The sequence below is a fragment of the Achromobacter sp. RT286_PF genome (assembly GCF_059760425.1).
The window spans coordinates 38,194-64,425 of sequence record NZ_JCBAMR010000028.1 but is presented as its reverse complement, the minus strand read 5'-3'; the positions used below and the strand labels follow the sequence as shown (position 1 = coordinate 64,425).

Annotated in this window: 21 protein-coding genes and 1 pseudogene; 9 read left to right on the top strand and 13 right to left on the bottom strand. The window is 65.4% G+C overall.

What is annotated here, in order from left to right; translation table 11 throughout:
* Nucleotides 1-30 precede the first annotated feature (30 nt).
* The 4 genes and pseudogenes from AC6LJY_RS20010 to AC6LJY_RS19995 all read left to right on the top strand — a co-directional run bounded on the left by AC6LJY_RS20010 (nt 31) and on the right by AC6LJY_RS19995 (nt 2,084).
* Nucleotides 31-549, top strand: coding sequence for an ArsR/SmtB family transcription factor (locus AC6LJY_RS20010; RefSeq protein WP_498136615.1), 519 nt, complete (start codon nt 31-33; stop codon nt 547-549).
* Nucleotides 537-899, top strand: a pseudogene (locus tag AC6LJY_RS20005) (SRPBCC family protein); the annotation flags it as partial. The gene AC6LJY_RS20010 and the pseudogene AC6LJY_RS20005, both read left to right, overlap by 13 nt.
* 50 nt (nt 900-949) lie before the next feature.
* On the top strand, nt 950-1,648 hold the full coding sequence (locus tag AC6LJY_RS20000; RefSeq protein ID WP_498136614.1) for a DUF899 domain-containing protein: 699 nt from the start codon (nt 950-952) through the stop codon (nt 1,646-1,648).
* A 52-nt stretch (nt 1,649-1,700) separates the two neighbouring features.
* A complete protein-coding gene (locus AC6LJY_RS19995) occupies nt 1,701-2,084 on the top strand; it encodes a hypothetical protein (protein WP_498136613.1) in 384 nt (127 codons plus the stop codon).
* 127 nt (nt 2,085-2,211) lie between these two features.
* Here AC6LJY_RS19995 and AC6LJY_RS19990 read toward each other — a convergent pair whose 3' ends face one another.
* The 12 genes from AC6LJY_RS19990 to tssB all read right to left on the bottom strand — a co-directional run bounded on the left by AC6LJY_RS19990 (nt 2,212) and on the right by tssB (nt 14,809).
* On the bottom strand, nt 2,212-2,544 hold the full coding sequence (locus AC6LJY_RS19990; protein WP_498136612.1) for a 2Fe-2S iron-sulfur cluster-binding protein: 333 nt from the start codon (nt 2,542-2,544) through the stop codon (nt 2,212-2,214).
* 22 nt (nt 2,545-2,566) lie between these two features.
* Nucleotides 2,567-3,163, bottom strand: a complete 597-nt coding sequence (locus AC6LJY_RS19985; RefSeq protein ID WP_319308799.1) for an NUDIX domain-containing protein — start codon at nt 3,161-3,163, stop codon at nt 2,567-2,569.
* Between the two features lie 201 nt (nt 3,164-3,364).
* Nucleotides 3,365-4,618, bottom strand: coding sequence for an Hsp70 family protein (locus AC6LJY_RS19980; protein ID WP_314358734.1), 1,254 nt, complete (start codon nt 4,616-4,618; stop codon nt 3,365-3,367).
* Nucleotides 4,619-4,827: 209 nt separating this feature from the next.
* Nucleotides 4,828-5,655 carry a type IVB secretion system protein IcmH/DotU gene (icmH, locus tag AC6LJY_RS19975; protein WP_082134626.1) on the bottom strand — a complete coding sequence of 276 codons (828 nt, stop codon included), beginning with the start codon at nt 5,653-5,655 and terminating at the stop codon, nt 4,828-4,830.
* A 1-nt stretch (nt 5,656) separates the two neighbouring features.
* Nucleotides 5,657-6,994, bottom strand: coding sequence for a type VI secretion system baseplate subunit TssK (gene tssK, locus AC6LJY_RS19970; protein ID WP_498136611.1), 1,338 nt, complete (start codon nt 6,992-6,994; stop codon nt 5,657-5,659).
* Nucleotides 6,991-8,187 carry a type VI secretion system lipoprotein TssJ gene (gene tssJ, locus AC6LJY_RS19965; protein ID WP_498136610.1) on the bottom strand — a complete coding sequence of 399 codons (1,197 nt, stop codon included), beginning with the start codon at nt 8,185-8,187 and terminating at the stop codon, nt 6,991-6,993. The genes tssK and tssJ overlap by 4 nt, the downstream gene beginning before the upstream one ends.
* Nucleotides 8,184-9,566, bottom strand: coding sequence for a type VI secretion system-associated FHA domain protein TagH (gene tagH / locus AC6LJY_RS19960; protein WP_498136609.1), 1,383 nt, complete (start codon nt 9,564-9,566; stop codon nt 8,184-8,186). Before tagH ends, tssJ begins: the two co-directional genes overlap by 4 nt.
* Nucleotides 9,563-10,582, bottom strand: coding sequence for a type VI secretion system baseplate subunit TssG (gene tssG, locus AC6LJY_RS19955; RefSeq protein ID WP_046807007.1), 1,020 nt, complete (start codon nt 10,580-10,582; stop codon nt 9,563-9,565). The genes tagH and tssG overlap by 4 nt, the downstream gene beginning before the upstream one ends.
* Entirely contained in the window at nt 10,546-12,312 is a 1,767-nt protein-coding gene (tssF, locus tag AC6LJY_RS19950; RefSeq protein ID WP_046806999.1) for a type VI secretion system baseplate subunit TssF, read from the bottom strand. The genes tssG and tssF overlap by 37 nt, the downstream gene beginning before the upstream one ends.
* Before the next feature lie 26 nt (nt 12,313-12,338).
* A complete protein-coding gene (gene tssE, locus AC6LJY_RS19945) occupies nt 12,339-12,767 on the bottom strand; it encodes a type VI secretion system baseplate subunit TssE (protein ID WP_498136608.1) in 429 nt (142 codons plus the stop codon).
* A gap of 12 nt (nt 12,768-12,779) precedes the next feature.
* Nucleotides 12,780-14,258, bottom strand: coding sequence for a type VI secretion system contractile sheath large subunit (gene tssC, locus AC6LJY_RS19940; RefSeq protein WP_046806997.1), 1,479 nt, complete (start codon nt 14,256-14,258; stop codon nt 12,780-12,782).
* A 41-nt stretch (nt 14,259-14,299) separates the two neighbouring features.
* On the bottom strand, nt 14,300-14,809 hold the full coding sequence (tssB, locus tag AC6LJY_RS19935; RefSeq protein WP_046806996.1) for a type VI secretion system contractile sheath small subunit: 510 nt from the start codon (nt 14,807-14,809) through the stop codon (nt 14,300-14,302).
* A gap of 246 nt (nt 14,810-15,055) precedes the next feature.
* Here tssB and tssH point away from each other — a divergent pair, with 246 nt between their 5' ends.
* Genes tssH through tssM form a run of 5 tightly spaced genes read left to right on the top strand, consistent with a single transcriptional unit; the run spans nt 15,056 to nt 25,452 of the window.
* Nucleotides 15,056-17,704 carry a type VI secretion system ATPase TssH gene (tssH, locus tag AC6LJY_RS19930; RefSeq protein WP_498136607.1) on the top strand — a complete coding sequence of 883 codons (2,649 nt, stop codon included), beginning with the start codon at nt 15,056-15,058 and terminating at the stop codon, nt 17,702-17,704.
* An 8-nt stretch (nt 17,705-17,712) separates the two neighbouring features.
* Entirely contained in the window at nt 17,713-19,281 is a 1,569-nt protein-coding gene (locus tag AC6LJY_RS19925; protein ID WP_314358750.1) for a sigma 54-interacting transcriptional regulator, read from the top strand.
* Nucleotides 19,278-20,018 (top strand): type VI secretion system-associated protein TagO, encoded by a 741-nt coding sequence (locus tag AC6LJY_RS19920; RefSeq protein ID WP_498136606.1) that lies wholly within the window; start codon nt 19,278-19,280, stop codon nt 20,016-20,018. Before AC6LJY_RS19925 ends, AC6LJY_RS19920 begins: the two co-directional genes overlap by 4 nt.
* A complete protein-coding gene (gene tssA / locus AC6LJY_RS19915; protein ID WP_498136605.1) occupies nt 20,015-21,547 on the top strand; it encodes a type VI secretion system protein TssA in 1,533 nt (510 codons plus the stop codon). Before AC6LJY_RS19920 ends, tssA begins: the two co-directional genes overlap by 4 nt.
* Nucleotides 21,544-25,452, top strand: coding sequence for a type VI secretion system membrane subunit TssM (gene tssM, locus AC6LJY_RS19910; protein ID WP_314358757.1), 3,909 nt, complete (start codon nt 21,544-21,546; stop codon nt 25,450-25,452). The genes tssA and tssM overlap by 4 nt, the downstream gene beginning before the upstream one ends.
* 206 nt (nt 25,453-25,658) lie before the next feature.
* Here tssM and AC6LJY_RS19905 read toward each other — a convergent pair whose 3' ends face one another.
* Nucleotides 25,659-26,009 carry a hypothetical protein gene (locus tag AC6LJY_RS19905; protein ID WP_120156282.1) on the bottom strand — a complete coding sequence of 117 codons (351 nt, stop codon included), beginning with the start codon at nt 26,007-26,009 and terminating at the stop codon, nt 25,659-25,661.
* Nucleotides 26,010-26,232 lie beyond the last annotated feature (223 nt).

The window sequence follows — 26,232 nt, the reverse complement described above, 5'->3', positions numbered from 1 at the left end:
CGGCTTTTTTCCGGGCGGATACTTAACCGTATGGTTAACTTAAACGATGACACGCTGGACAGCGTCTTTTCCGCCCTGGCCGACGGCACGCGGCGCCGGGTGCTGGCCGACCTGGAACACGGCACCGCGTCCGTCAGCGAACTGGCGCGCCCGCACGCAATGTCTTTGCCCGCCTTCCTGAAGCACCTGCGGGTGCTGGAAGACGCGGGGCTGATCGCACGGGCCAAGGACGGGCGCGTGGTCAGCTGCACCTTGTCGCCCGAGCCGATGCGGGCCGCATCCGACTGGCTGGCGCGCTACGAGAAGTTCTGGACCGGGCAACTGGATTCACTGGCCCGATACCTGTATCACGACGAGGAGATCCACCCATGCCCACCGACCCCACCCCGAACAAGCCCGGCGACAACGCCGCAACTTCCGGCCGCGACCAACGCCGCAGCGCCGGCCGCGACGACAACGCCAGCGCCCCGCTTGAACTCCGACTCACCCGACGCTTCACCGCGTCGGCCGAACGCCTCTGGCGCGCGTGGACCGACCCGCAAGCGCTAATGCAATGGTTCGGCCCGGCCGGCACGCAGCGCGTGTTGCAGGCCGACACCGACGTGCGCGTAGGCGGCGCCTATGAAGTGGGCTTTGTGACGGAAGACGGCCAGGCGCATTACGCCAGCGGCGTGTACCAGGAAGTCGAACCGCAGCGCCGCCTGGTGTTCACCTGGGCATGGCGCGACACGCCCGACGAAACCTCATTGATCACCCTTGAATTCACCCCCGCGCAGGGCGGCACCGAACTGGCCTTCCTGCAAACCCCGTTTGTCGATCAGCCAACCCGAGACGGCCACGAAGCCGGCTGGGCGGGCGCCATGGATCGGCTGGCGGATCACCTGGCAAGCGCCGTCTGAGTTGCCTTGCCGCCCGCGGGCCGGACCGGCCCGCCATCAGGAGCCGCATCATGCAGATAAATCACGCCGTCGTATCACGCCCCGAATGGGAAGCCGCGCGCCTGGCGCTGCTGGCCCGCGAAAAAGCACTGACCCGCAACCAGGACGCGCTGGCCCGCGAACGCCTTGAGCTGCCCTGGGTACAGGTGGACAAACGCTACCAGTTTCAAGGCGAGCACGGGCCGATGGGCTTGGCCGATCTGTTCGCCAGCAACAGCCAGTTGCTGGTCTACCACTTCATGTATGGCCCGGATTGGCAGGAAGGCTGCGTAGGTTGCTCGTTCCTGGTCGACCATCTGGAGGCGGCATTGATGCATCTGCGCCATCACGACGTGTCGGTAGTTGCCGTATCGCGCGCGCCGCTGGGCAAGCTGCAAGCGTTCAAGCATCGGATGGGCTGGCAGTTTCCATGGGTGTCGTCCGAAGGTTGCGACTTTAACTTCGACATGCAGGCCTCGGTGGCCCAGGCTGACGGCAGCGTGCAAGAGCGATCAGGCATCAGCGCGTTTTTCCGTGACCCGGACGGTGAGATTTTCCACACCTATTCAACGTTCGAACGCGGCGTGGAACGCCTGGCGGGCGCCTACAACTACTTGGAATTCGCGCCACTGGGCCGCAACGAATCCGGCCCGCACTTCAACCTGGGCGACTGGGTGCGCCACCATGACCGGTACGACAACGCCCCGTCGGCCTACCACGCGTGCGGCTAGCGCGGCGCGGGCCGCTAGCAGGGCGCGGGCCGCTACGCGGGCAGCGCGCGCCATGACATGGCTATGGCTGGCTTGCGTGGCGGCCATGCTCATCGGGCTGGCCATCGACACGCGCCAGACGCCCGCCCCCTTGCTCGCCAGCGAATGCGGCGCGCCGGGCAGCTGGTGGGAGCTGGCGTGGCGGCATGCCGTCCTGATGCCCGCCACCAGCGTCGCGATGGCACTGGCGGCGCTGGCGCCCTGGCCCGGCGCGCCGTCGGCCCCGGCGCGCATGTTGTGCGCCGCGCTGATGGCTGCCGGCATGGTGGTCGGCGCACGACTGGGCGTGGGGATTGCGCAAGCGGCGGGCGCCGCGCCGTTTGTCGGCTTGGTGCTGGGCATGGCGGCAGGCATGGCGATGGCGGTCCTGCCTTTGGCCGCGCAGAGATGGGCTTAGGGGGTGCAGGGATGGGCTTAGGGGGTGCAGGGATTTTAGGGCGCGCAGAGACTGGCTTAAGACGCGTATAGACGGGCTCAGGGCGCGTATAGACGGGCTCAGGGCGGTCGGGCATCCTTGGCCGCCTTCAACGCCGCGCCCCCGTCAACGGGCGCGCGACCGGCGCCGTAGGCGCAAGCGGCTCGGCAAGCGGGGCCTGGATCTCAAGCGCCGAGGTCGCGCGGGCCACGCATGGCAGGATCCAACCTTTTTCCTTTTCGTCCCGCGACAACCCGGGCCATTGCACCGAGTACGTCACCGAGCCATCCAGCATCAGGCACATGCAGGCCCGGCACGTGCCGTTGCGGCACGAACTGGGCAGCTTGATGCCGGCCGCCTGGGCCGCCAACAGCACCGAGCTGTCCGCCTCGGCATCGAAACGCAGGCCGGACGGCTGGATCAGGACAGGGAATGCGGCCATGGCGACTGGCTTGCCGTGACGGCTAGGCGGCGTTGTCTTGCCAGTCCAGCTTCCACGCGCCCGACAAGACGTTTTGCATCCACAACACGCACGTCAAGGTCTTGGCGTCGGTGACTTCGCCACGGCTGCATGCAGCCAGAAGTTCGCTGGGTTCGGCGCTGATCACATCCAGGAATTCGTCCTGGTCCAGTTGCCTGTCGCCGGCGCGCAGGCCGCGCGCAAAAAAAATGTGGATGATCTCGGTGGAATAGGCAATCGCCAGATGCAACGCGCCGGCATGCGCCCACTGGTCGGCGGTATAGCCGGTTTCTTCAAGCAATTCGCGTTTGCCGCACACCAGCGGGTCTTCGCCGGGGTCGAGCTTGCCGGCGGGGAATTCGGTCATGACGCGACCGATCGGGTAGCGGAACTGGCGTTCAAGCAGAACCCGGCCGTCGTCAAGCAACGGAATCACCACGACAGCGCCCGGATGCACGATGTATTCGCGGGTGGCGGTGTGGCCGTTGGGCAGGCTGACGGTATCGCGGCGAACCTTCAAAAAGCTGCCTTCAAACGGCGCTTCGCTGTTCACCAGCGTTTCGACAAGATGCGTATCGCTAACGGAAGATGGGCGGGTCATGACGGCAACTGGGTCTGTTGAAACAAGCGGGCGGCGGGCCGCCCCGGGCAAGCTTTGCAGCTTACCATCGCCGCCGGGCGCGGCGCATTAACGGGTTGCGCACGCGGGTTGCGCCCGCGCTTGAACCCGCTTGTCTCAGGCGTGCAGCGCCGGACTGAAGCAAGGCCTGCGTGCCCCCGGCGTCCAGCAACGGCAAGAGGCTTAGTCGAACTTGCGTCTGGCGTCCAGCGCCAGGCCGGCGCCGATGCTGCCGAACAGGTCGCCTTCCACGCTGCGCGCACCCGGCACCAGGGCCGACACGGTCTCGCGCAAGCGCGGCACCCGGCTGGAGCCGCCAGTAAAAAACACCGTGTCCACATCGGCCGTGGCCACGCCCGCGTCGCGCAGCAAGGCCCCAACGGTGATTTCCACCTTTTCAATCAGGCGGCTGACGCAGGCGTCAAACGAAGCCCGCGTCACGTCCACGCCCAAGTCCGGGGCCACGCGCGACAGATCAATGCGCGCGGCCGGATGTTCAGACAGCGCGATCTTGGCCTCTTCCACCTGCACCGCCACCCAGTGGCCGGCGCGCTGCTTTACCAGGTTCAACAGCAGGTCGATCTTGTCACGGTCGCCGGCTTCGGCACGGATGTACGCAAAGTGCTCTGCCGCCTTGCGCGTGTAGGCCTGGTTGATGGTGTGCCAGCAGGCCAGGTTGCCGTATTGGGTCGACGGCACATCCTTGCCGCTACGCAACTGGCTGCCCAGCCCCAGCAAGGGCATCACGTGCGCCAGACTCAGTTGCTTATCGAAATCCACCCCGCCGATATGCACGCCGCCGTACGCCAGGATATCTTCGCGCCGGTCCGCCTTGGCGGCGCGGCCCGGACCCAGGCGGATCAAGGAAAAGTCGGACGTACCGCCGCCGATGTCGATGACCAGCACCAGCTCTTCGCGGTCAATCTGCGATTCGTAGTCGAACGCGGCGGCCAGCGGCTCAAACTGGAATTCGATATCGGTGAACCCGACGCTGCGCGCGATCTCGCCCAGCGTATCCTGCGCGGTCTGGTCGGCGGTGGTGTTGTCATCAACAAAGAACACCGGCCGGCCCAGCACGGCGCGCGTAAAGTCCCGGCCGGCAGCCGTTTCGGCGCGCCGCTTCAGCTCGGCGATAAAGCGCGTCAGCAGCACGCGGAACGGAATGGAACGCCCCTGCACCTCCGTGGACCCGTCGATCAGCGAACTGCCCAGCAAGCTTTTCATCGAACGCATCAAGCGTCCGTCGTAACCCGCCAGATAATCGGAAATCGCCGCGCGGCCGTAGCTGACCTCGGCGTCTTCGTCATGGAAGAAAATGGCCGACGGCAAGGTGGTCTTGCCGTCTTCCAGGGCGAGAAGCGCGCGCTGATCGGGGCGGCTCCAGCCGACGGTGGAGTTAGACGTACCGAAGTCGACGCCGCATGCGGTGGAGATCATGGAGAATTCTGGGGCTGAAAGCAAAACGGCGGACAAGTGTACTCGCTTCGCCCGGACGCAGCGGTCATGGTCCGTCCCTAAATGCGCCATTCGGCGGCTTATGTGCGGCAGGGCCGGCCTGAACCGAAAACTCAAACCGCACATCGGAACGGTACGACATCGGGGCTCCATGCCGCCCCGGCCCCACGCGCGCGCCCGCGCTCATCAGCCTAGTTCTTCAAGATCCCGTCCAGCGAATGCAGCACGATGTCGGTGGTGCTGCCCAGGCTGAGCGCAAATGCGGCGTATAGGGCGGCCAGCAGTAGCGCGGCGCTGAGCCAGGGCGTCCACCAGGGCCATTGGCGTCCGACGCGATAGCGGCGGGATGCGATGTTGGTGCTGGCGTCTGTCAGGGCTTCCGGGGTTTCGCCGCGCAGTTCGCGCAAGGCGCGGTGCAGCTTGACGATGATGGTTTGCAGTGCCTCGTTCTGGTTGTGCTGCAAGCCATACTTGCCTTTGAAGCCCAGGCACAGGCATAGGTATTTGAATTCCAGCACGTCGCGATAGCGCGCGGGGTCCATCATCATGCGCGAAAGGACCGTGAAGAATTTCTCGCCGCCCCAGGTCTCGCTGTGGTTCACGCTTAGCAGCGAGCGTTCCGCCCATGATGAATGCGCGCCCCAGGGCGTGCCCATCACGGCTTCGTCGATAAAGGTGCACAGCGCATAGCGGTACGCCAGCTGCGTGGCGCCGTCGTAGCCATGCTGGCGGATTTCTTCGTCCAGCGCGGATATCTGGTCGCGTACGGTGGCGTAGAGGTCTTGGATGTCGTCGTATTCGCTTAGTTTGCGCAGGCGGATCACCAGGCCGAACAGCGGCAGCGCGCCGTCCACCAAGGGGTTGTAGCCGTGCCCGCGCAGCTGAAAGCCCAGGTCTTCGTCGCGGTCGATATGGCCGATGGTGTCGTAGCCGATGCGCGCTTTGTCGTTGATTTCGGGCGTGGCGGATGTGCGCAGGAACTTGCCGCTGGGACGCTCGGTGGTGGCGGGGGTCGTCATGTCATTGGCTCCTGATGGCCCACAGTTGCAATTCCATCTCGGGGTAGTCGCCGGCGATGTGCAGGCCGAAACCCGCGGTATCCCGAAGCATCTGCCAGGAAGGATGGCTGCGGTCGAACTGGAAATACGTGAACCCCACGTGGAACGGCAAATGGCGCGGCGCGACCGGCAACGGCTGCAAGGGGATGCCCGGCAGTTGCAAGCTGACCAGTTCGCCCAGCTTTTCCATCGACGCCACCTTGGTCTGCTGCATGAACTGCTGGCGCAACCGGTCCAGCGGCATGCGCGCGCGCACGGCCAGGATGAAGTCGGCGTCCGCATACAGCGCGCGGTCATGCACGGCGGCGGTCAGCACGCCATATTGCTGGCGCTCGATCGGCAGCGAGACGGCGCGCGGCTGCAACACCGTGCTTAGCGCGCGTCGCAGCGTGTCTTCCAGCATCCGGAACGATAGGCGGGGGTCGTCGTGCTGATAGGCCGGAAACTCTTGCGGCAAGCGCCCTTCGTCGGTAAAGGTGACCAGCTCGCCACACGCCTGGCTGAACGCGATGTACAGCTGTTCGGGGTGCACATGGCGCAGGCGGGACAGGTGCAAAAACCAGGGATGCAGCCGGTTCAACACCAGCAGCAGGTTGAAGTCGGTGACGTCCGCCACGCCTGCCTGCCCGGGCGAGCCGATGCGTTCGGCAATGTTCTTGGCGCGTTCCCGCATCAGGCCCGCGATCTCGCCCAGGTAACGCTTGAGCGGCGGAATGGCGTTCAGCGACATGCCGGTGGGGTAGAACGCGTCGTCCAACAGCAAGCTGCCGTCCGGGCGCCGATCCAGCAATCGGCACAGCGCCACGCCCGTGAACGCGCTGCGGTCCTCGCGTTCAAGCGTCAGCTGAAGGTTGGGCGCGGCCAGGTCCATCGACACGTAATCGCCTTCCTGGCTGTGCGTATCGCGCACCTCTTCGCTGCGCGTCACGTAGCGTGCCTTGGCATAGGTGTCCGGCCATTGCACTTCCAGCACCCCGTCCGAACGCAGCGGCAGGGTCAGGTAGACGGTCTGGTTGACGGACGACGTATCGGTGATGGCCAGCGGCACGGGCGGCGGCTGGTCGTTGGGGATATCGAACACCGTGCCGTCCGGCATCACGCCTCGGGCCCGCACGATGGCGATTTTGCCGAAGCTCAGGTATTCCTGGTTCAGCTCCAGTTCGCTCAGCCCATAAAGGTGTTCGCTGACCCCGCCGATGCGTTGGTTCGCGTGGTGTTCCAGGGCGCGGGCCTGCTGCTGAAAGTGCTGGGGCTTGACGAACAGCCCTTCGTTCCAGATGACGGGGTTGCGTGTAGTCATGGTTGGGATCTCGGTTGCGACGCGCGAAAGCTCTCATCGACAATGCCGACGCGGTTGCCGTGCAACGTCATCAACAGCGCGTAGCGGCGGCCATTGGGTTCCAGTCGGAAAGCTTGCTTCCATACCGCGCCGTTCTGATCGTGGAAGTCGGCCACGATGGCGACGTAGCGGGTGTCTTTATCGATGCGGGCAAAGTCGATGAATTTGAACTGGCCCGGCTGCAACACATAGTCGTCCTGGCTGATATAGGTGCTGCCCAGCGCCTTTTTCAAATCCTTGGCCAGTTGCTCCGGGTCCGCGTTCAGCAGCAACGAATCGTCTTTCAGTTGCAGCACCCTGAAGGCGATGGGGGTCGCGGCGCCGCGCGGCGGCGGGGCGGGATCGGCCGGTGGCAGGCTGGCCCCTCGGCTGTACTGGCCCAGCCCAAGGCCCAGGCCTGTGCCGGTGCCCGAACCCGTGCCCGTGTCGCCGCCCGTGCCGGAACCCAGGTCGCCCGCGCCCCCCATCGGCGCCATCGCGCCGGGCGCCTCGGTCGCCGGCGCGCTGGCCAAGCCACCGCCCAGCGGCAAGGGCACGCCTGAAAAGCCCTGCTCCAGCACGTGCCGCCCGGAACCAAATTGCCGCCCCGGCAGGTAGTGCGCCGAAATGCCCGGCGGCACCGTCAGGTCGCGCGTGACGACGGCGCCCGTCGACGGACCGGACGCAGGCACGGACTTGGGCGGTGCATGGCTTGCCACACCCTCCACGCCCTGCGCGTCCGCCACGTCCGCCGCCTCCGTCTCCTGCGCCACCTCGGCCGGATCACGCCACAACTTGGACGACCCGGTATCCACGCGCCGCAAGGGGTGCAAGGACGGGCGCCCCTCTTCCAGTTCCTCAAGCAGGCTGCGCAGGCTTTCGATCAGCTCCTGGCGGTCGCCGCTTTTCAGCTTGACCTCAAGCGGCCCTTCCTCACGGTTGGACGCGGGGTCCGGCCCGGTATCGGCGCTGTCGTCCGGCATGCTGGCGGGGTTGGGGTTGACGTCGGCGGCGGCGTACAGGCTCAGGCCCACCAGCGAAGGCTGTTCATCGGGTGGCCCGATCGGAATGGACGGGTCCATCAGAATCTGCCCCGTCTTGGACAGCACATCGCCCACCGTGCCGCAGGCAGTCAACAGCGTGGACAGCAAGACAACGACAACAAGCCGCTTCATTCGGCCTCCGCCCGCAACACCCGGTCGTACGCCTGCTCGAACACGTCCCAGAACAGTTTTTCGAAGCCGCGTTGGCGTGTGGATGCCAGCTCGTCGTAGTAGTGCGTGTACATGCCCCACGCCCAGCCATCGCCGCCGCCCGCATCCGATGCCTGGTCGGGGCGGTAACGGTTGAAGCGTTGCAGCAGCAGCGCCGGCGCCAGGCTGCGCAACACCGCGTCCAACCCGGCCTGGATTGCCAGCGTGACCGCGCCGTGGTGCGCGTGCAACTGCGCCAGGCTTTCGTCGACCGCCGCCTTGGGCGACAGGTGCACCACGCTGCGATCGGTGGCGAACATGGCGCGCACCGTGTCGGGATAGCTCAGGCCCAGTCGCAAGGGGTTGTCTTCAATCGGTTGCAGGCTGCGGCCCAACAGCCGCCGTGGCTGCGCGGCGTCCGGTTGCTCAGCATAGACCCGGGCGATGCCGCGAATGGCGGCATTAAGCGCCTGCCCGGCCTCGTGCAACAGCGCCTGTCCGGCCTGCACGTCCAGCGGCCCCAGCGGCACCTCCAGCCCTTGCATCAACAGCTCGGCGGCCTCGGTCGGATCGCCCACCATGGCCTGCCGGTTGTTCAGGCGATACGGTTGGGGCGATGGTTTATGCAGGGACTTCGGCATGGAAACTTCTCCGGGAAATGGCAAGGGAGAGCCGGTCACGGGCGACCCCGTCACGGCTTCGAATCGCGTGGTGGCAAGGTCTGCCTGGGTCGGCGCGGCCGAGCCGCCGCGGCGCACATCCCACGGTTCCATCACCACGGGAGGCGACGCGGCGGCGCGCTCGGCGGCATCCAGCGCCCGCAAGGGGTCGCTGTCGGCACGCGCGTCAAACGGTGTGCTCAGCGCCAGAAAGTCCGCGTCCACAGGCGCTGGCGCGGCGTCTTGTTCAAACACGTAGGAACCGGCAGGCAAGTCGTCATGGCCGCTGGACTCGCCTTCCAGGATCTCGCCTACCCCGTACTGCGCCAGGTGCCGCGCCGGGTCCAGCAATTCCTGGTGCGGATGATTCAGGTGCACGGTGATGTGGTACGGGCCAATGTGCAGGACGTCGCCGTCACGCAGCTTGGCGCCGACCATCTTGCCCAGCGGCGCGTCGGCATCATTCACGCGCGTCTGGCCGCTGCGGTCCACGACGCAAAAGGCGGCATCGCGATAGACGATTTCGCTGTGAATCGGGTCGACGCGTCCGCTCTTGTCGGGCAGCGTCCAATCGGCGCCACGTCCCCCTATCGTGCCGCCGGCGGCGTCAAAACTGTGACGCGGCTTGCTGCCGTGAATCAGGGATCCGGGGTTGGCGACAACAAGCGCCAACGCCGTGGGCGAGGTTGCGGTAGCGGTCATAGACGGGCCTTGATACGAACGGTGAATGGTCGGCGCGCCGCCGTGTGCTGGACAAAGCTGGTCCAGCCCAGGTGGGCGCCGGTGTCGCGTCCCAGGTTGAAGGGCGGCACCTGGTCATGCCGCAAGCCCAGTTCCAGGTCATAGGCGGCGGGGTCGCGCAACAGGAAGTCGATCAGCTTGCGCAGTCGTTCGAAGTTCTCGCCGCTGGGCAGGAATTCCCGGAACCGCGCCTGATCCAGGTCGCCGATCACAATGGAGAACTTGCTGTAGCGCGTGCGCACCCGCCCGCCCACCACGAAGCTGTCGCCCAGCACTCCGTTGCGACGTCCAAGCCGCAAGCGCTGGCTGTCCGCCACATGCATGTAGCGCTGCTCGAACTCGCGCACGCCCACGTGCTTCAGGTCAAAGCAATGCGCGACGATGCCCGACACCACCTGCGGCGAGCGGCTGCGGCTGGCGATAACGCCGGCAAAACTCAACAGCCGGCTCCAGGGGATGGGCGTGGCGCCGCGCAGTTCGACGTCGCCCAGGCCCACCATGGCAAACACATAGCGAGAAAACCGATCCCGCGCTTCCCGCCGAAACCTGACGTAGTAGCGGTATTTGCGCCACGCCTGATGCAGCAGCGTCAACAGCCGATGGTTGAAAAAATCCAGAAACGCCGGGCGGATGCCCACGCCTTGGCCGTACTCGTAGGCCAGCCGGTCCAGGTAGTGGCCGGGCAACGGGGAATCCGGCCCGTGCAGGCCGAAGAACGTGGCCTGCACGTGGTAGTCGGCGCGCGCGCCGGCAGGCATGCGTTCCGCCAACGCCACGTCCGATGCGGGAAACCCCAGCCCCGCGTAGCTGCTCAGGCGCACACGCTGGCGCTCGGGCTCGTGGCTATCCCGGGACTCCAGGTCATCGTCATGCAGGCCGTGCAGTTGCTCCAGCAACCGGAAGAAGTCGTAGTTCTTCGCATCGGCCAGCAAATGGTCCGCTAGATCAGCGGTTGTCTTCCTGTTTGCATCGGCCATTCGTAGTGCTCGTTGTTACCGGTGTTGGCGGCTTCCAGCAGGTGGAAGGAATTGATGCTGGCGTACAAGGCAAAGAAGTGGCTTAACACCGTGCCGAACAGATACAGATCGCCCTCGCAGAGAAACGCGGCGGGATCCAGCTTGAGCCGCGTCTTCAGGCCCCGTATCGGCAAGCCCTTCATGAGCAGGTCGGTGGGTTGCGTGACGGCGTCGCCGATTCCGTCCAGCCGCTTGCTGCCGGCGCGCGCATGCTGGATGTCATGCAAGGCCGCGAAGTCATAGGCACGCAAGACAGCCTTCAGCGGTTCGGTGGACAGCAGCGACAGATAATTCAGCGACAGGTTTGAGATCAGCGTCCACTGCAACGCGCCGTCCAATACCGGCCGGTACGGCGCGGTCGGGCGCACGATGTTGCTGTACGTGGCGAACGTGGGCGTCGTCTGCGTCTGCACGCAGATATCGCCCACGCCCAATGCCAGCGGCAAGTCTCGATTGGTGCACGTCAGCGCCAGCGAGACGGTTTCGTCTTCGTCGATGTAGTCGGTTTCGTCGCCACGGATAAACGCAATGCGATGCGCGACGCCCTGCTCGCCGATGGCGTTTTCGATGCGGCTGCGGTAGTACAGCGCGTGGCGGCCGCGTGCGTGTTCGATTTCGTGTTGCAGCGATTCAAACGGATGAAACGTGCGCAGGTAGCGGCCGCGCTTGCCTTCGGCGACTCTCTGCCAGCCAGTAACTTCGTCGATGCTGAATATTTCGCATGCGTCGGCGCGGTGGCCGCCGGGCAACAGTCGCTGGTCCACCGCGCGCCCATTCAGGTTGATCGGCTCGGCATCCTGCTCGAACAGATTCACCGCGGGCGCGCAATACAAGGCCAGATCACCGATGCGCAGCCGGATGTCGGCGGGCATGGGCCGCGTGAAATGGAATTCCAGCCGCACGCGTTCGGTCGTGGCCTCGGGCCACAACGAGCGCAGCGCATTCAGGCTGAAGAACAGGAAGCGACGCGGAAAAATGAAATATTCCTGAAGGATGCGATACCCATCGAAGACATTCCTGGGATACGGCAGCAGCGATTCTTCGGGCGCAAAACCGGGAAACGTGACCTGCCGGGGCGAGAGCGTGCGCGTCTGCCCCCCGGCTTCCAGGCGGATTTCGCCCAGGTAGCAAGACAGCCACAGGTACAGCGTCATGGCGGTGGTGTCGTCGCCCGACAGATGAAAATCCAGTTTGTCGCAGTCGAAGGTATCGATGGCATTCCCCGCCAGCGGCGCCAGATCGACGCGCATGATGGATTTTTCGCGCGTATGCGCATCGCTGACCTCGACGATTTCCAGCGGATAGATCACCACATCCGTGCTGGTACGAAACTGGCAACGGGTGCCATCGACCGGTCGCGACAGCACGCGCGTGCCCTTCGGAATCACCTGCCGCGTCGTGATCGCGCGTTCGACCGGGGTGAACCGCATGATGGTCGCGCTGGGCAAGGGCCGCAGGTAATTCGGCCAAAGCAGTTGCAGCAGCGAATGGGTAAGTTCCGGTAGGTCGTCTTCGATCTTCAGGCGCAGCTTGGCCGTCAGGAACGCAAAGCCCTCGAGCAGCCGTTCCACGTCAGGGTCGGCGGCCTCGTCCCCCAAAAACTGCGACAGCTGTGGGTTGTCACGCGCGAACTCGCGTCCAAGCCGCCGCAGGTAATCGATCTCTTCGCGAAATTTTCCTCGCAACGGCATGTCGTCCCGCCTCCGTGGCACCGCGCTCAAACAACCCGGGCGTACCGGTCCTGATGGTGAATCACCAGATCGATCTCCACTTGTTCTTCGTGGTTCATGACCGGCACCAGGCATTCCAGCCTGAAGTTCAAACTAAGGGGTTGGGCAGGGTCCGGCCGCGAATGCACATGCAGGACCTTGATGCGCGGTTCAAAAGCCAGAACCGACGCGCGGATGTCCTGGCTGACGTGCGCGAGCAAGTCGGCGCTGCCCATCGCGGCGTCGTTGAAATCATGCAGCCCCAGCTTGGGGCTGCTCATCGAGCAGCCCCGGCGGCTATTGAGGATGCGTTCCAGGTGGCGTTTGATGGCGTGGATGCGTTCGGCGGCCAGCTCCTGCCGGGAACGGGTGCGCCGGGGCTGGGCGTCCGGCACCAGCCGTTCGAACAAACTGCCCTGCCCCCGCGACCTGGGCATCCGCCTGCCCCTTTATTCCTTGTCCAGCCTGCCAACCAGCGACAGCTCGAAGTTGGCGCCCATGTACTTGAAGTGCGGACGCACCGCCAGCGACACCTGGTACCAACCGGGATTGCCATCGATGTCCTGCACCATGACCTTGGCGGCGCGCAGCGGGCGACGGCTGCGCACATCGGCGGACGGGCTTTCCTGGTCGGCGATGTACTGCCGCAGCCACGTGTTCAGTTCGCGCTCCAGATCCTGGCGTTCTTTCCAGCTGCCGATCTGCTCGCGCTGCAACACCTTGATGTAGTGCGCCAGGCGGTTGACGATGAACATGTACGGCAGTTGCGTGCCCAGCTTGAAGTTGGTCTGCGCGGCCTGGCCTTCCGGCGTCTTCTGGAACAGCTTGGGTTTTTGCACCGAGTTGGCCGAGAAGAACGCGGCGTTGTCGCTGTCCTTGCGCATCGTCAGCGCGATGAAGCCCTCTTCGGCAAGCTCAAATTCCTTGCGGTCCGAGATCAGCACTTCGGTGGGGATCTTGGCCTGCAACTGACCCAGCGATTCGTACAGGTGCACCGGCAGGTCGTCCACCGCGCCGCCCGACAAGGGGCCGATGATGTTGGGGCACCAGCGGTACTTGGCAAAGCTGTCGGTGATGCGGCTGGCCAGCAGGTACGACGTGTTGCCCCACAAGTAGTTCTCGTGAGCCCCGTCGATGGTTTCGCGGTAGTTGAAACTGTTGACGGGATTTTCCAGCGGGTCGTACGGTTGGCGCAGCAGGAAGCGCGGCATCGTCAGGCCCAGGTAGCGCGCGTCTTCGGATTCGCGCAGGCCGCGCCACTTGGTAAAGCGCGGGCCTTCGAAGATGTCTCGCACTTCCTTCAGGTTGGGCAGTTCCTGGAAGCTCTTGATGTTCAGGAACTCTGCCCCGGCCGCGGCCAGGAACGGCGCGTGCGACATGGCGCCCACGGAAGCCACATAGGCAAGCAGCTTGATGTCGGGCGACGACGGGCCGAACGTGTAGTTGCTGACGATGGTGGCCACCGGCTCGCCGCCGAACTGCCCGTAGCCAGCCGTGTAGACCTGCTTGTACAAGCCGCTGCGCGTGATGTCGCCGGCGCTTTCAAAGTCTTCCAGCATTTCGTCTTTGGTGACGTGCAGGACTTCGATCTTGATGTTCTCGCGAAAATCGGTACGGTCCACCAGCAGCTTCAGGCCGCGCCAGGCCGACTCCAGCTCTTGCAACGGCGCCTGGTGCAGGATGGCGTCCATTTGCAGACCCAGCTTGCGATCGATCTGCGCAATCATCTGGTCGACCAGCTGCTTGTTGACCTGTTGTTGCGGCTCTTGCGTTCGTAGAATTTCCGAGATGAACGCGGCAACCCCGCGCTCGGCCACGGCATAGCCTTCGTGACTGGGTTCGATGCGGGTCTGGGCCATGATCTGCTCCAGCAACCCGATCGACGGCTTATCTTCCAACTTGGCGGCGGCTTGGGCCTTCATGCTCATATCCTTTGATTGCGGTTTGGCATTGCGACAGCAAGGGCGGCTTACGCGGCCGGCTTGTCCAACACAAGGTTCAGTTCCTTGGCCAGCGCCGTGCGCGCCTTGTCATCGGCCAGCAGCGTCTGCAACTGTTTGCGAAACGCCGGCACGTTGCCCAGCGGGCCCTTAAGCGCCACCAGCGCTTCGCGCAGGTCCAGCAGCTTGTTCAGCTCGGGCACCTGCCGGGCGATGGCGTCAGGCGCGAAGTCCTTCATGCGCTTGAAGTTCAGCGACACGTTCAGCGTGTCGTCTTCCTGCCCCGCCTCGCCAAGACGCGAAGGCACTTGCATCGTCAGGGCCAGGCCGGCTTCGCCCATGACGTCGTCAAAGTTGTCTTTGTCGATGCGAACGGCCTGGCGCTCTTCCAACGCCGTCTCTTCACCGTGGCCTTTGAAGTCGCCGGTGATCAGCATCTTCAACGGCAATTCCACTTCGGCTTGCTGGTCGCCGGTGGCGGGCACGTACTTGATGTTGATCCGTTCCGGCGGGGCGACGGAGACCGATTTCTTCGACATGAAAGCTCCTGTTGTGAATAAGACAAACCACTCGGGGCTACCGCGATAAGTAGTGCTGGGATGCTAAGAGCGTGGGATACGAAGTCGCAATAGGACGAATAAGAAAACGCCGGAACATTCGCGAACGTGGGCTTTTCGACTTAGTAGTAACCGCGATATTTATGTCTTTCTGATTCCTCCTATGGAAATAAAAACCGCGCCATGGTGTCGTTGCGGATTACTTCTTTGTTCGAAAGTGTGTGAGTCATGATCAGAATTGATCTCTCTTCCCTCATCGATCGCTTGAACCCCATCTGCCGCCAGGCGGTCGAAGAAGCCGCCAGCCTGTGCATCAGCCAGCATTGCGCCGAAATCACCGTTGCGCATGTGCTGACCAAGCTGGTGGATCAGCCGCTGTCCGACATGCGCGTGCTGATCCAGCACGCCGGCCTTGACGCCGATTCCGTGCGGCAGGCGCTGGCCGGCGGCAACCCTTATCACGAGGCCGCGCCGGGCCAATACCCCAGCTTTTCTCCGCTGCTGATCGAATGGCTGCAAGAGGCCTGGCTGCTGGCGTCGCTTGAACTTGCACAGGTCAAGCTGCGCGGCGGCAGTCTGGCGCTAGCCGCGCTGTTGAACCCCGGGCGCTACCTGCCATTGGCCGCCATCACCCTGTTCGAACACGTCAACCGCGAAGCGCTGCGCAAAGCGTTCAACACGCTGTTCGCGCAGTCGGCGGAATCGCCCGGTCCCGGGGCGGACGCGCCTGCCACGCCGATCGATGGCGACGACACGGCCCTTGCCAGATACGGGCACGACTTCACCGCGCAGGCCCGCGCGGGCACGGTTGACCCGGTGCTGTGCCGCGATGCCGAAATCGACTTGATGATCGACATCCTTTCCCGGCGTCGCAAGAACAACCCCATCGTGGTGGGCGACGCGGGCGTGGGCAAAAGCGCGGTGGTGGAAGGGCTGGCGCTGCGCATCGTGCAGCAGCGTGTGCCCGAACCATTGCGTCATGTTGCGCTGTGGGGCCTGGACCTGGGCGCGTTGCAGGCAGGCGCGTCGGTCAAGGGCGAATTCGAAAAGCGCTTGAAAAGCGTCATTGACCAAGTCAAGGCGTCGGCGGGCCGCATCGTCCTGTTCATTGACGAAGCCCATACGCTGATCGGCGCGGGTAATGTGGCCGGCGGCAGCGATGCCGCCAACTTGCTCAAGCCCGCCCTGGCGCGCGGCGAGCTACGCACCATCGCCGCCACCACATGGTCGGAATACAAAAAGTACTTTGAAAAAGACCCCGCGCTGACGCGCCGCTTTCAGCTGGTGAAGCTGGAAGAGCCCACCCAGGAACAAGCGGTGCATATTCTTCGCGGCTTGCGGGCGACCTACGAACAGGCGCATCGCGTCTACATCGGCGATGACGCCTTGCGGGCCGCCGTCAGCCTGTCCGCGCGTTACCTGTCCGGCCGTCAACTTCCCGACAAGGCCATCGATGTGCTGGACACCGCCAGCGCACGCGTTGCGACCGCGCTGGCCGAGCCCCCTCGCCGCTTGACCGCGCTGGAGCACGAGCAGATGCAGATCACGGCGGAACTGGCCCAGTTGCGGCGCGATGCGCGCGCGGGCCGCACGCCCGACCCGCGTCGCATTGCCCAGCTTGAAACAGATGGCGTGGCCGTGGCCGAGCGCATGGTGGCGCTGCAACAGGCATGGGAGCGCCAACAGGCACTGGTGGATAAGATCCTGGGCCTGCGCGCCGCGCTGCCGTCGCAAGACGGGGTCGCGGATACCCTCGTCGCGGATGGCGCTGTTGCGGATGGCGCCGTCGCAGATGGCGACGGCTCGGGCGATGGCTCGGGCGATGGCGACGTGCTGGCCGCCACTGTCGCTGAACTTCACCACCTGCAACGCGATGGCGCGCTGCTGCACGCCGACGTCGGCCACGAACAGATCGCACAAGTCATCGCCGACTGGACCGGCATCCCCGCCACCACCATCAGCCGTGGCCAGATGGAACGGCTGACGCAATTGCCCGACGTTCTGCGCGCGCGCATCAAGGGCCAGGACGCGGCCATCGACCGCATCCACAAGCACCTGTTGACCGCCATGGCCGACCTGCGCCGGCCCGGAACGCCCTTGGGCGCATTTCTATTGGCCGGCCCCAGCGGCGTGGGCAAGACCGAAACGGCGCTGGCGCTGGCCGACGCGCTCTTTGGCGGCAGGCAGTTCCTGACGACGATCAATATGTCGGAATTCCAGGAACGGCACACGGTGTCGCGGCTGCTGGGCGCGCCGCCCGGTTATGTCGGGTATGGCGAAGGCGGCGTGTTGACCGAAGCCATCCGGCGTCAGCCCTATTCCATTGTGCTGCTGGACGAAGTGGAAAAGGCCCACCCCGAAGTCATGAGCCTGTTCTACCAGGCCTTCGACAAAGGCGAGCTTGCCGACGGCGAAGGCCGCCAGATCGACTGCAAGAACGTGTTGTTCTTCCTGACTTCGAACCTGGGCTTCGACCAACAGGACGGCCAGCTTGCCGACCTGTCCGAAGACGCCTTGCGCGCCCGCTTGGGCGCCTTCTTCAAGCCCGCTCTGCTTGCGCGGATGCAGCTGGTTCCCTACCAGTACCTGGGCGAAGACGTGCTGGACCAGATCATCCATAGCCGCCTTGAGCGCCTGCGCGTGCAGTTTGCCGCCCGCTACGACGCCACCCTGGACATTACGGCAAGCGCCCGCGACGAGTTGCGCGGACGCTGCATCCGCCACGAAAACGGTGCGCGCCTGCTCGACGCCAGCATCGATGGCGAACTGCTGCCGCCGCTGTCATTAGCCGTGCTGCGGCGGCTGGCTACGGGCGAGTCCATTGGCGGCGCGCATCTGCATTGGGCCGAGGGCGCATTCACCGCCCAGTTGCATTGAGGCCCGACATGGACGCGCAAAGCGTGGCAAACGTTGCCCGCGACATGGCAAGCGCCAGCCGGCCCGACGCGCTGGCGCAAGTGTTCGTGGCCGCCTGCGCGGCAGCGCCCGCCATCTCGGCCGCCTGCCTGTACGCGCGCAACGCCACGGGCGACGCGCTGGTGCCGTTGGCGTCGGCCGGGTCTCCCGGCCCCGACCTGCACGACATCAGCATGGACGCGCTGGACGACCCCCTGGTCTACGCAATGACCAGTGGCAAGCCCTGCCTGGTAGAGCAGATGTCCGCTCTGGTGGGCGTGGGGTCCGGCTTCGAACGGCTGCGTGAACGCCTGGGCACGCGGCATGGCTTGCTGGTCCTGCCCTTGCTCGATGCACGCCGGCAGTCGTTGGCCGTGTTGGTTCTGGCGGGGCCGTCGCTGACCTTGTCCACGTGGCGCGACCACCCCGTCTGGCGTGCCTTGCAAGCGATGCACGAAGCGCTCTTCACACGGCTGCACGCCCAGGCGCATGCCGCCGACGATGCGCGATACCAACAAGCGCTACGCCAGACCCCGGCGGCCGACGCAGGCAAGCAGCGCGCCGCGCGCTTGCTGGCGGCCGAATTCATTGGCGTCAGCGCGGCGGCGAAAGCGGCACGGGAAGCGATGCTGCGTTTCGCGGATTCGGCGTTGGCCGTGCTGCTGACGGGCGAAACGGGCACAGGCAAGGACCACGCCGCCTGGTTGATACACCAGGCCTCGTCACGCAACGGCAAGTTCGTGCCCGTGAACTGCGCGGCCATTCCGCAAGACCTGATCGAAGCCGAGTTGTTCGGCAACGTGCGCGGCGCGTACACCGGCGCCGTGCAGGCGCGTACCGGCCTGGTTGCCGAAGCCGACGGCGGCACGCTGTTCCTGGATGAGATCGGCGACATGCCCATGGCGTTGCAAGGCACGCTGTTGCGGCTGCTCAATGAAAAGAAGTTCCGGCCGCTGGGCGCCACGCGCGAGCACGGCTCGGACTTCCGCCTGATCTGCGCTACCCACCGACCATTGCCGCAGCTGATCCGCGATGGCCGTTTTCGCGAAGACCTGTACTTTCGGATCCGGCAGCTGACGCTGGCCCTGCCGCCACTGCGCGAGCGTCCGGAAGACATTCCCGCGCTGGCCCTGCACACCGTTCTGCAACACAACCGAGAACGGCAGACTCGCGTGGCGGGTATCGCGCCGGACGCCCTCGCGGTGCTGGCGGCGCACGCCCTGCCGGGCAACGTGCGCCAGCTTCGCAGCCTGATCCTGGTGGCGTCCGAAAGAACAGCGCCAGGCCAGGCCATCCGCGCCGACACGCTTGAACTGTCGCAGGGCGACGTGCCGCCGCTGGCGGGTCACAGCGCCGGCGCCGATCTGCTGCATGGCCTGCTGCATACGGACAACCTGCCGCAGGCGCTGGACGCCTTTCAAAGCCTGGTCATCCGTGCGCGCCTGCGGCAAGTCAATGGATCTCGCACCCGGGCGGCCCAAAGCCTGGGTATCCCCAAACGTACGCTGGCGCGCCGCTGTCAGGCGTGGAATCTGGATCGGGAGGACCACACTTCATGAAACTTGCCCCTAGCTTGGTTGTGCTGATGCTGGCCGCGCCCGTCGGGCAGGCGGCCAACGACCTAGACGCGTTCGCGCGCGACTGCACGCAGATCGTGTCCGGCGTTGAACGGCTGGCCTGCTTTGACGCGGCGGCGGGCACACCGCCCACGCTCTCCGCGCCGCTGAGCGGCCATCGGCACACGGTTGCGCTGGACCCGGCCGCAGGCATCCCGTCGACCGCCGAGCCGGCCCCGGCCCCCGACGCGTCGACCGCGCTGCTGCCGCCTTCGGCCCGTGCGTACGACATCGTCAGGCAGAACGAATCGACACGCCCGGAGGACGACAGGTCGTTTTTGATAAGCGACTCGAACGAGCCGCCCGCCGGACAGCAGCGCGTGGTGATTTCCGCGCCCGTGTTGAACATGCGCCCGCCTATCTATCTGGCCATCACCTGCCTGTCCAACATTTCGCGGTTGCAGCTACTGGCCGACCGGCCTTTTGAACGGCACCAGATGTCGGTGCGGCTGTACATGGACGACCGTCCGCTGTCGCCCGCGCGGCCGTGGCGCGTGCTGGACGAAGGCAACGTGGCGGACGCCGGCCGGGGTCTGGTTGCCATCGAACAACTGCGGCCGTTCGTCGCGGGCGCGCGGCTGCGTGTGGAAAGCGACTATGCGCCCGTCAACGGCCTGACGTTCGACGCCACGGGCCTGCAAGCGCTGTTGTCGCGCCAGCGCGAGGCGTGTCACTGGTGACGCACTACGCCCCGCTTGACATGGATGCCCTGCTGGCGCCACTGGATGCCCGCCAGCCCGCCGGCCACTTCGACGAAGAAGACGAAACCTTCCAGGCGATCGACCACGAGATGATCAAACTGGGCGGTCTGCAAGAAGCGCGGCTGGACTGGTTGTACGTGGACGAGGCCGCTCGCCAGTACCTGGCGTCACAGTGCAAACATTTTCGCGTCGCGGGCCACTTGATTTCCGCGCGCATCAAGGCGGGCTCATGGCGCCGCTGGGCCGAAGCGGCCGATGTGCTGGCGGGCATGGTCGAGCACTACTGGGAGACCGGGCATCCCAAGCCCGGCCCGACGGGTTACCTGGGCAAGCGCCGACTGGTGTCCTTGTTGGCCGACCGCCTGCGCGACGCGCTGGAAACGCTGCCGGCCGCCAGTTTCAACCAGGCGGATCAGGCGCGCGCGCAGCAGGCGCTGGACCGGCTTCAGGCCAGTGCGCCCGAGGCCAAGCTGGACCAGGCATTGTTGACCCGATTGGAAGCGCACTTTTCCCGCCGTGTCGAACAGGCCCGCTATCCCGACGCCGCGGCATCGGCCGCCCCCAGAAGAGGTGCCGGGCAACAAGGCGGCCAGGCCATCAGCGAGAGCTTTTTCGGCGGACCCGGTGGGTCTGCCGGGGGGTCTGCTGGCACCCCTGCCAGCCCCTTTTCCAGCGCCGCGCCAACCGCCTCGCTTAGCGCCGGCGACGAGCGCGAGAACCGCCGTTCCCTGTTGAGCGTGGCCGAATTCATCAACCAGCAGGACGCTTACGATCCCACCGGTTACCAGCTGCGCCGCTTCGCCCTGTGGGCGCATCTGCACGCGGCGCCCAACACGCGCCACGGCATGCGCACCGAATTAATGGCGGTGCCGGCCGATATCGTGGACGGCTACGGCGAAGCCCTGGCCGGCAACGCCGTCAACCCGGCGCTGCTGCAACGGGTTGAAAAAAGCGTCGTCGCCTCGCCCTACTGGATACGCGGCAGCTTTCTGGCAGCCGGTATCGCCGCGCGCCTTGAAATGAAGGACGCCGCCGCCGCGATCCGGCTTGCCACGGAACGCTTCGTGCGCCGCATACCCGCGTTAGTGGACCTGAGCTTCAGCGACGGCCGGGCCTTTGTCGACAGCGAAACACTGGCCTGGATCAGCGGCGCGGATGCCCACGACGGCAGCGTCGGCCCGCATCCGGAATTTGCCGCCCTGCGTGAAGAACTGATTGCGCAGCTGGACAGCGACGGTGTCGAAACCGTGCTGCATCGGCTGCAAGAACAACAGGGCAATTCGGAATCGCCACGCCAGCGCGCGTACGCCACCGTCATCGCAGCGGACCTGCTTGCCGCTCGCGGCCTGTCATGGCTGGCTCAGAACCTCTACACGAATGTGGCCGTCACGCTGCGCGCGATGCCCGCCCACGAATGGGAGCCCGAGCTGGCCGAACAATTGAACCCATACCTGCCCGTCCGCCCCGCCAGCGACGCGGACAGCAAGAGCCAAGGAGTCCTGCGATGAAGAATGTGTGGTCGATGATCAAGCGCTACGGCATGCCGGTCGCCAGCCAGTTCAAAAGCGCCATGCCGATCCTGGTGCTGATCGCCATCGTGTTCCTGCTGATCGGCCTTTGGTGGCTGGGCCCGTTCTGGACCTGGCGTGGCCAGCAACCCCTTGCCGATCTGACCTTGCGTATCCTGTGTACGCTGCTGATCCTGATGGCGCCGGCGCTGGGGTGGCTGTGGGCGCTGCGCCGACGCAATCGCCGGCTGGAGGCCGAGCGCGGCGCCTTGGCGCAGCGCGAAGACGACCCGGTGCTGCGCTTCGTGCAGGCGCAAGAGCGCGCGCTGGATCAAAGCCTGAACGTGCTGCGTTCCAACCTGAAGGGCCGCAACGCGATCTACGAGCTGCCGTGGTACCTGGTGCTGGGTCAGGAAAATACCGGCAAGACCAGCTTCATCAACCGATCCAGCCAAAGCTTTTCACTAAGCAACGAGATCAAGGCCGGCGTGCGCCGCGCGTATGCGGACCCGGACCTGGCGTATGACATCGATTGGTGGATGGGTGATGAAGCGGTGTTGATCGACCCACCCGGCGAACTTGTCAGCCAGACAGAGGCCGCGCCCGCGCCCGAAGTCGCGGACCGTGTATCGGATCGGGCCTTGTCCGGCGGCGCGGCAGCTGCTGCTGCTGCTCAGGCCGCCCCGCAAAGCGGCGCGCAAGTCGCCGGCCAAGCCGACGGTCCAGTCACCCCGCAATCTCCCCCACAATCCCCTCCGCAGGCGGCGCCCTTTTCGCGCTCGCTGGGGCAGGTCTTGTTGCCGCCCGGCGCGCACGCAAGACTGTGGGCCGGGCTGTTGGACTGGCTGGGTCGCAACCGCAGCCGGCGCCCGCTGAACGGCGTGGTGTTGATGGTTGACCTGGTGACGCTGCTGAATCAAAAAGCCAGCGACCGCAAGGCCTTGGCGATTCTGCTGCGCACGCGCCTGGCCGAACTAAGCCGCCACCTGGGCACGCGCCCGCCGCTGTATGTGGTCCTGAGCAAGTTCGACCTGCTCAACGGATTCGAACCCTTCTTTGCCCGTCTGCCGCGTGCCGTGCGCGAAGACATCTTCGGCTTCACCTTCACGCTGGACTCGGTGCATGACTACGACGCGTGGCTGGACGAGCTGGCCGGCCGCTATGACGGCTTCATCCTACGCTTGAACGAACAGATATTCGACGCGCTGGGCGAGGCCGCCACGATGCAGGCGCGCGAAGCGCTGTTTTCGCTGGTGCGGCAATTGGCCGGCATGCGGCCGGTGCTGCTGAGCTTTCTGGAAGACGTCCTTGGCAGTGACCGATACATCACGCCCGCCCTGCCGCGCGGCGTGTATTTTTCGTCCGTCTATCAGCAGGGGCTGCTGTGCGACGCCTTCATCAATGCCGCGTCGCAATCGTATGGCCTTGAAGAGGCGCCCGCGCATGCCAAGCCCAGCGGCCGCTCGGTGGTGTATTTTGCGCAGCAGGTGTTCCAACGCATCATCTACCCCGAGGCCGGGCTGGCGGGCGACAACCTGAAGGTCATGGCCGACAAGCGCCGCACGCTGCTGGTAGGGTTTGGCGTGGCCGGGCTGGGCTGCCTGCTGATGGCCGGCGGCTGGTACCACTACCACGGCGTCAACCGCCAGATGGCAATGTCCGTGCTGGAAAAAAGCCGCGAATTCAGCGTCCACAAGATTGACGGCAGCAGCGACCCCACGGGCCGCAACCTGTTGCAGCCGCTGGACCAGATTCGCAGCGCCGTCGCGGTCGTGGGCGATTACCGCAGTGCCTGGCCGGTGGTGTCCGAGCTGGGCCTGTACCAAGGCCGCAAGATCGGGCCTAAGGTCGACGAGGCTTATTTGCAATTGCTGTCGAAGCGCTTTCTGCCGGAGTTGGCCAGCGGCGTCATGCACGCCATCAATAGCGCGCCCTCGGGCAGCAACCAGCAACTGGCGGCGCTGCGCGTCTATCGCATGATCGAAGACCGCGACAACCGCCGCGCGCCCATTGTCGAAGACTGGATGACACAGCAATGGCAGGCCGCCTACCCGGGCCAGGGCTCGGTGCAGAACGGCCTGATGCGGCATCTGGACTACGCCATGAAATATGCCGACGCCGAGCTTCCCCAACACCAGGCGCGCATCGCCGACGTCCAGCAGCGCCTGCGGCAGTTGCCCATGCCGCAGCGCGTCTACATGACGATGCGCGAACAGGCGGGCAAGATCCTGCATTCGCCGCTGGACCTGCGCCATGAGGTCGGCCCGGCGTTCGACATCCTGTACAAGGATCCGGCCGCGCCGGGCAGCACGGCGGGCGCGACCACGCGCATCGATCCGCTGCTGACGGCGGCGGGCTACCACGGCTACTTTGCCGCGCACGGCAAGGACTTTACCGACCTGGCAATGATCGACCGCTGGACGCTGGGCGAGCGCCAACGCATCGACTATTCAGAGGCCGATAAACAGGTGCTGGCCGAACGCGTGCGCGCGCTGTACAGCAGCGACTACATCGACACCTGGCAACGCAACCTGAACCAGCTTGAAGTGGTGGACTTCAACGACCTGGGCCAGGCGGTAACGGTGCTGGGCAATGTCACCAGCCCGGCCGCGCCGCTGCGCCGGCTGCTCGAGACCGTGCGCGACAACACGGTATTGAGCCCGCCCTCGCCCGGGGTCGCCACGCCGGGCCAGCCCACCGACAAGGTCGAGCCGGTGACGGCCAATGCCATCACCGGCGCCAACGTTCCGCAGGTGGCGGTCATTGCGCGGCCGTTTGCGCCCTTGTCGGAACTGCTGCTGTCCAAGGGCGACAAGCCTTCGTACCTGGACGAAAGCATGGGCGCCATCGGCCGCGTCCACGACACGCTGAAAGGCGTGCATGACAGCGCTGAACCCGGCAAGGCCGCGCTGGCCGTCGTGCTGGACCGCTTTGCGCTCAAGGGGGCCGACCCCATCGGCAACCTGCAACGCGTGGCGGTGGGCCTGCCCGAACCGCTGAACCGGCAAGTGAAAAAGCTGGCGGACGAATCCTCGCAGGTGCTGCTGATCGAGGCGCTGAAGGAACTGGGACGGCGGTGGGACACCGACGTCTACCGCTATTACCAGGAACGGCTGGCCGGGCGCTACCCGTTCAATCCGAACAGCCGCGTGGACGCCTCGCTGGAAGACTTCACGGCGCTGTTCGGGCCGCAAGGCAGGCTGGCGCAGTTCAAGGAGCAATACTTGAAATTGTTCTTTGACGACAACCTTGAAGCCTTGTATTCGGAACGCCGTGGCGGGTACCTGGTGCGCATGGACGTGCTGGAGCAGCTTGAGGCAGCCGACCGAATCCGCGATGCCTTCTTCAACAGCCGAGGGGCGCTGGGCGTGCAGTTCAGTATCGAACCGCTGGGGCTGACGTCCAGCCGGCGCAGCAGCGTGCTAAGCGTCGAAGGGCAGTTGATTGCCTACAGCCACGGGCCTAGCAATAGCGTCGGCCTGATCTGGCCGAACAATCTGGGCGACTCGACGGAAAGCCGCATCACGCTGGTCAGCGCGGCGGGCACCAGCAGCGGGCTGGTGTATCGCGGGTCGTGGTCGATGTTTCGCCTGTTGAGCCAGGCGCGCCTGGACAGCGCAACGGCCAATAGCGTGGACCTGAGCTTTTCCGCCAACGACGGCGCGATGCGCTATCGCATCACGGCCGAGAAATCCAACAACCCGTTCACGCAAGCGAGTTTTGACGGGTTCGTTTTGCCGCAAACGCTGCTGGCCGAGGCATCCAAGCCGACGCCGGCTCCGCCCGCGCCCCTCTTCACACCGGCGGCCAACCCCAAGGCAAGCACGCCCAAGGGGCCGACGCGTTCGCCCCCCAAGGCAGGGGCCGCGCTGCCCAAGCTGGCCATCAATGCGGCACCGCGCTGATGAATCTTGGGAACGCCGCAGCGGCATTTTGCAATGCACGCCATGAGCAACCGGCATCCAGGCTGGCGCGGCTGCTGTCGGCCGGCAACCGAAACCGACCGGCTCGTGCAAACGGCTGAAGTCGGCTCGGTCCGGCGGGCAACTGGACCCGGCAGGATCCAGCAATTGGCCGATGCCGGCCCGGTCCGGCGCGTCCGGTGTACGGCTTACTGCTGCTGGCGGCGCTGTTCCAGTTCTTTCAGGCACTGGGCAACGCCGGCCTGCATCTGCGCGTTGGACACCGCCGCGCGGTCAGACACTTCACGGCAGCGCACATACTGCGCACGGCTTTCCTCGGTGTCGCGCATGACTGGCGGGGGTGCGCTCGGGTCAGGCGTGACGGTCATGCGCAAGGTCGACGGCGGCGACTGGCTGCCGTCCTTGGAAGGCATGCTGGGAAATTGCATTTCCTGGGAAGCGGGCGCGGGGCTTTGCATGGACTGTGCATGCGTCACGCTTGCGGCGCCCAGCGTGCAAAGCGCGGCGAACACGGCGGCAGGAACGGAGAATTTCTTCATGGGGACCTCTTCTTTAATGGGCAAGCGCCCTTGGCGACCGGATTGTGGATGCGCGGCCGCCCGGGGCGCGCCGGCTAATCGTAGCGCCCGGTGCGCGCTCTCGTCGTGCCAAACCGCTACAAGCGCCCCCGCAGTTGTTTCGCGCCGTTTCCGACCCGGCCATGCCATCGGGCATTGGGGCGGCCCCAGATGGCTGGGTCCGAAGCAAAGCTCGGGGCTAAAT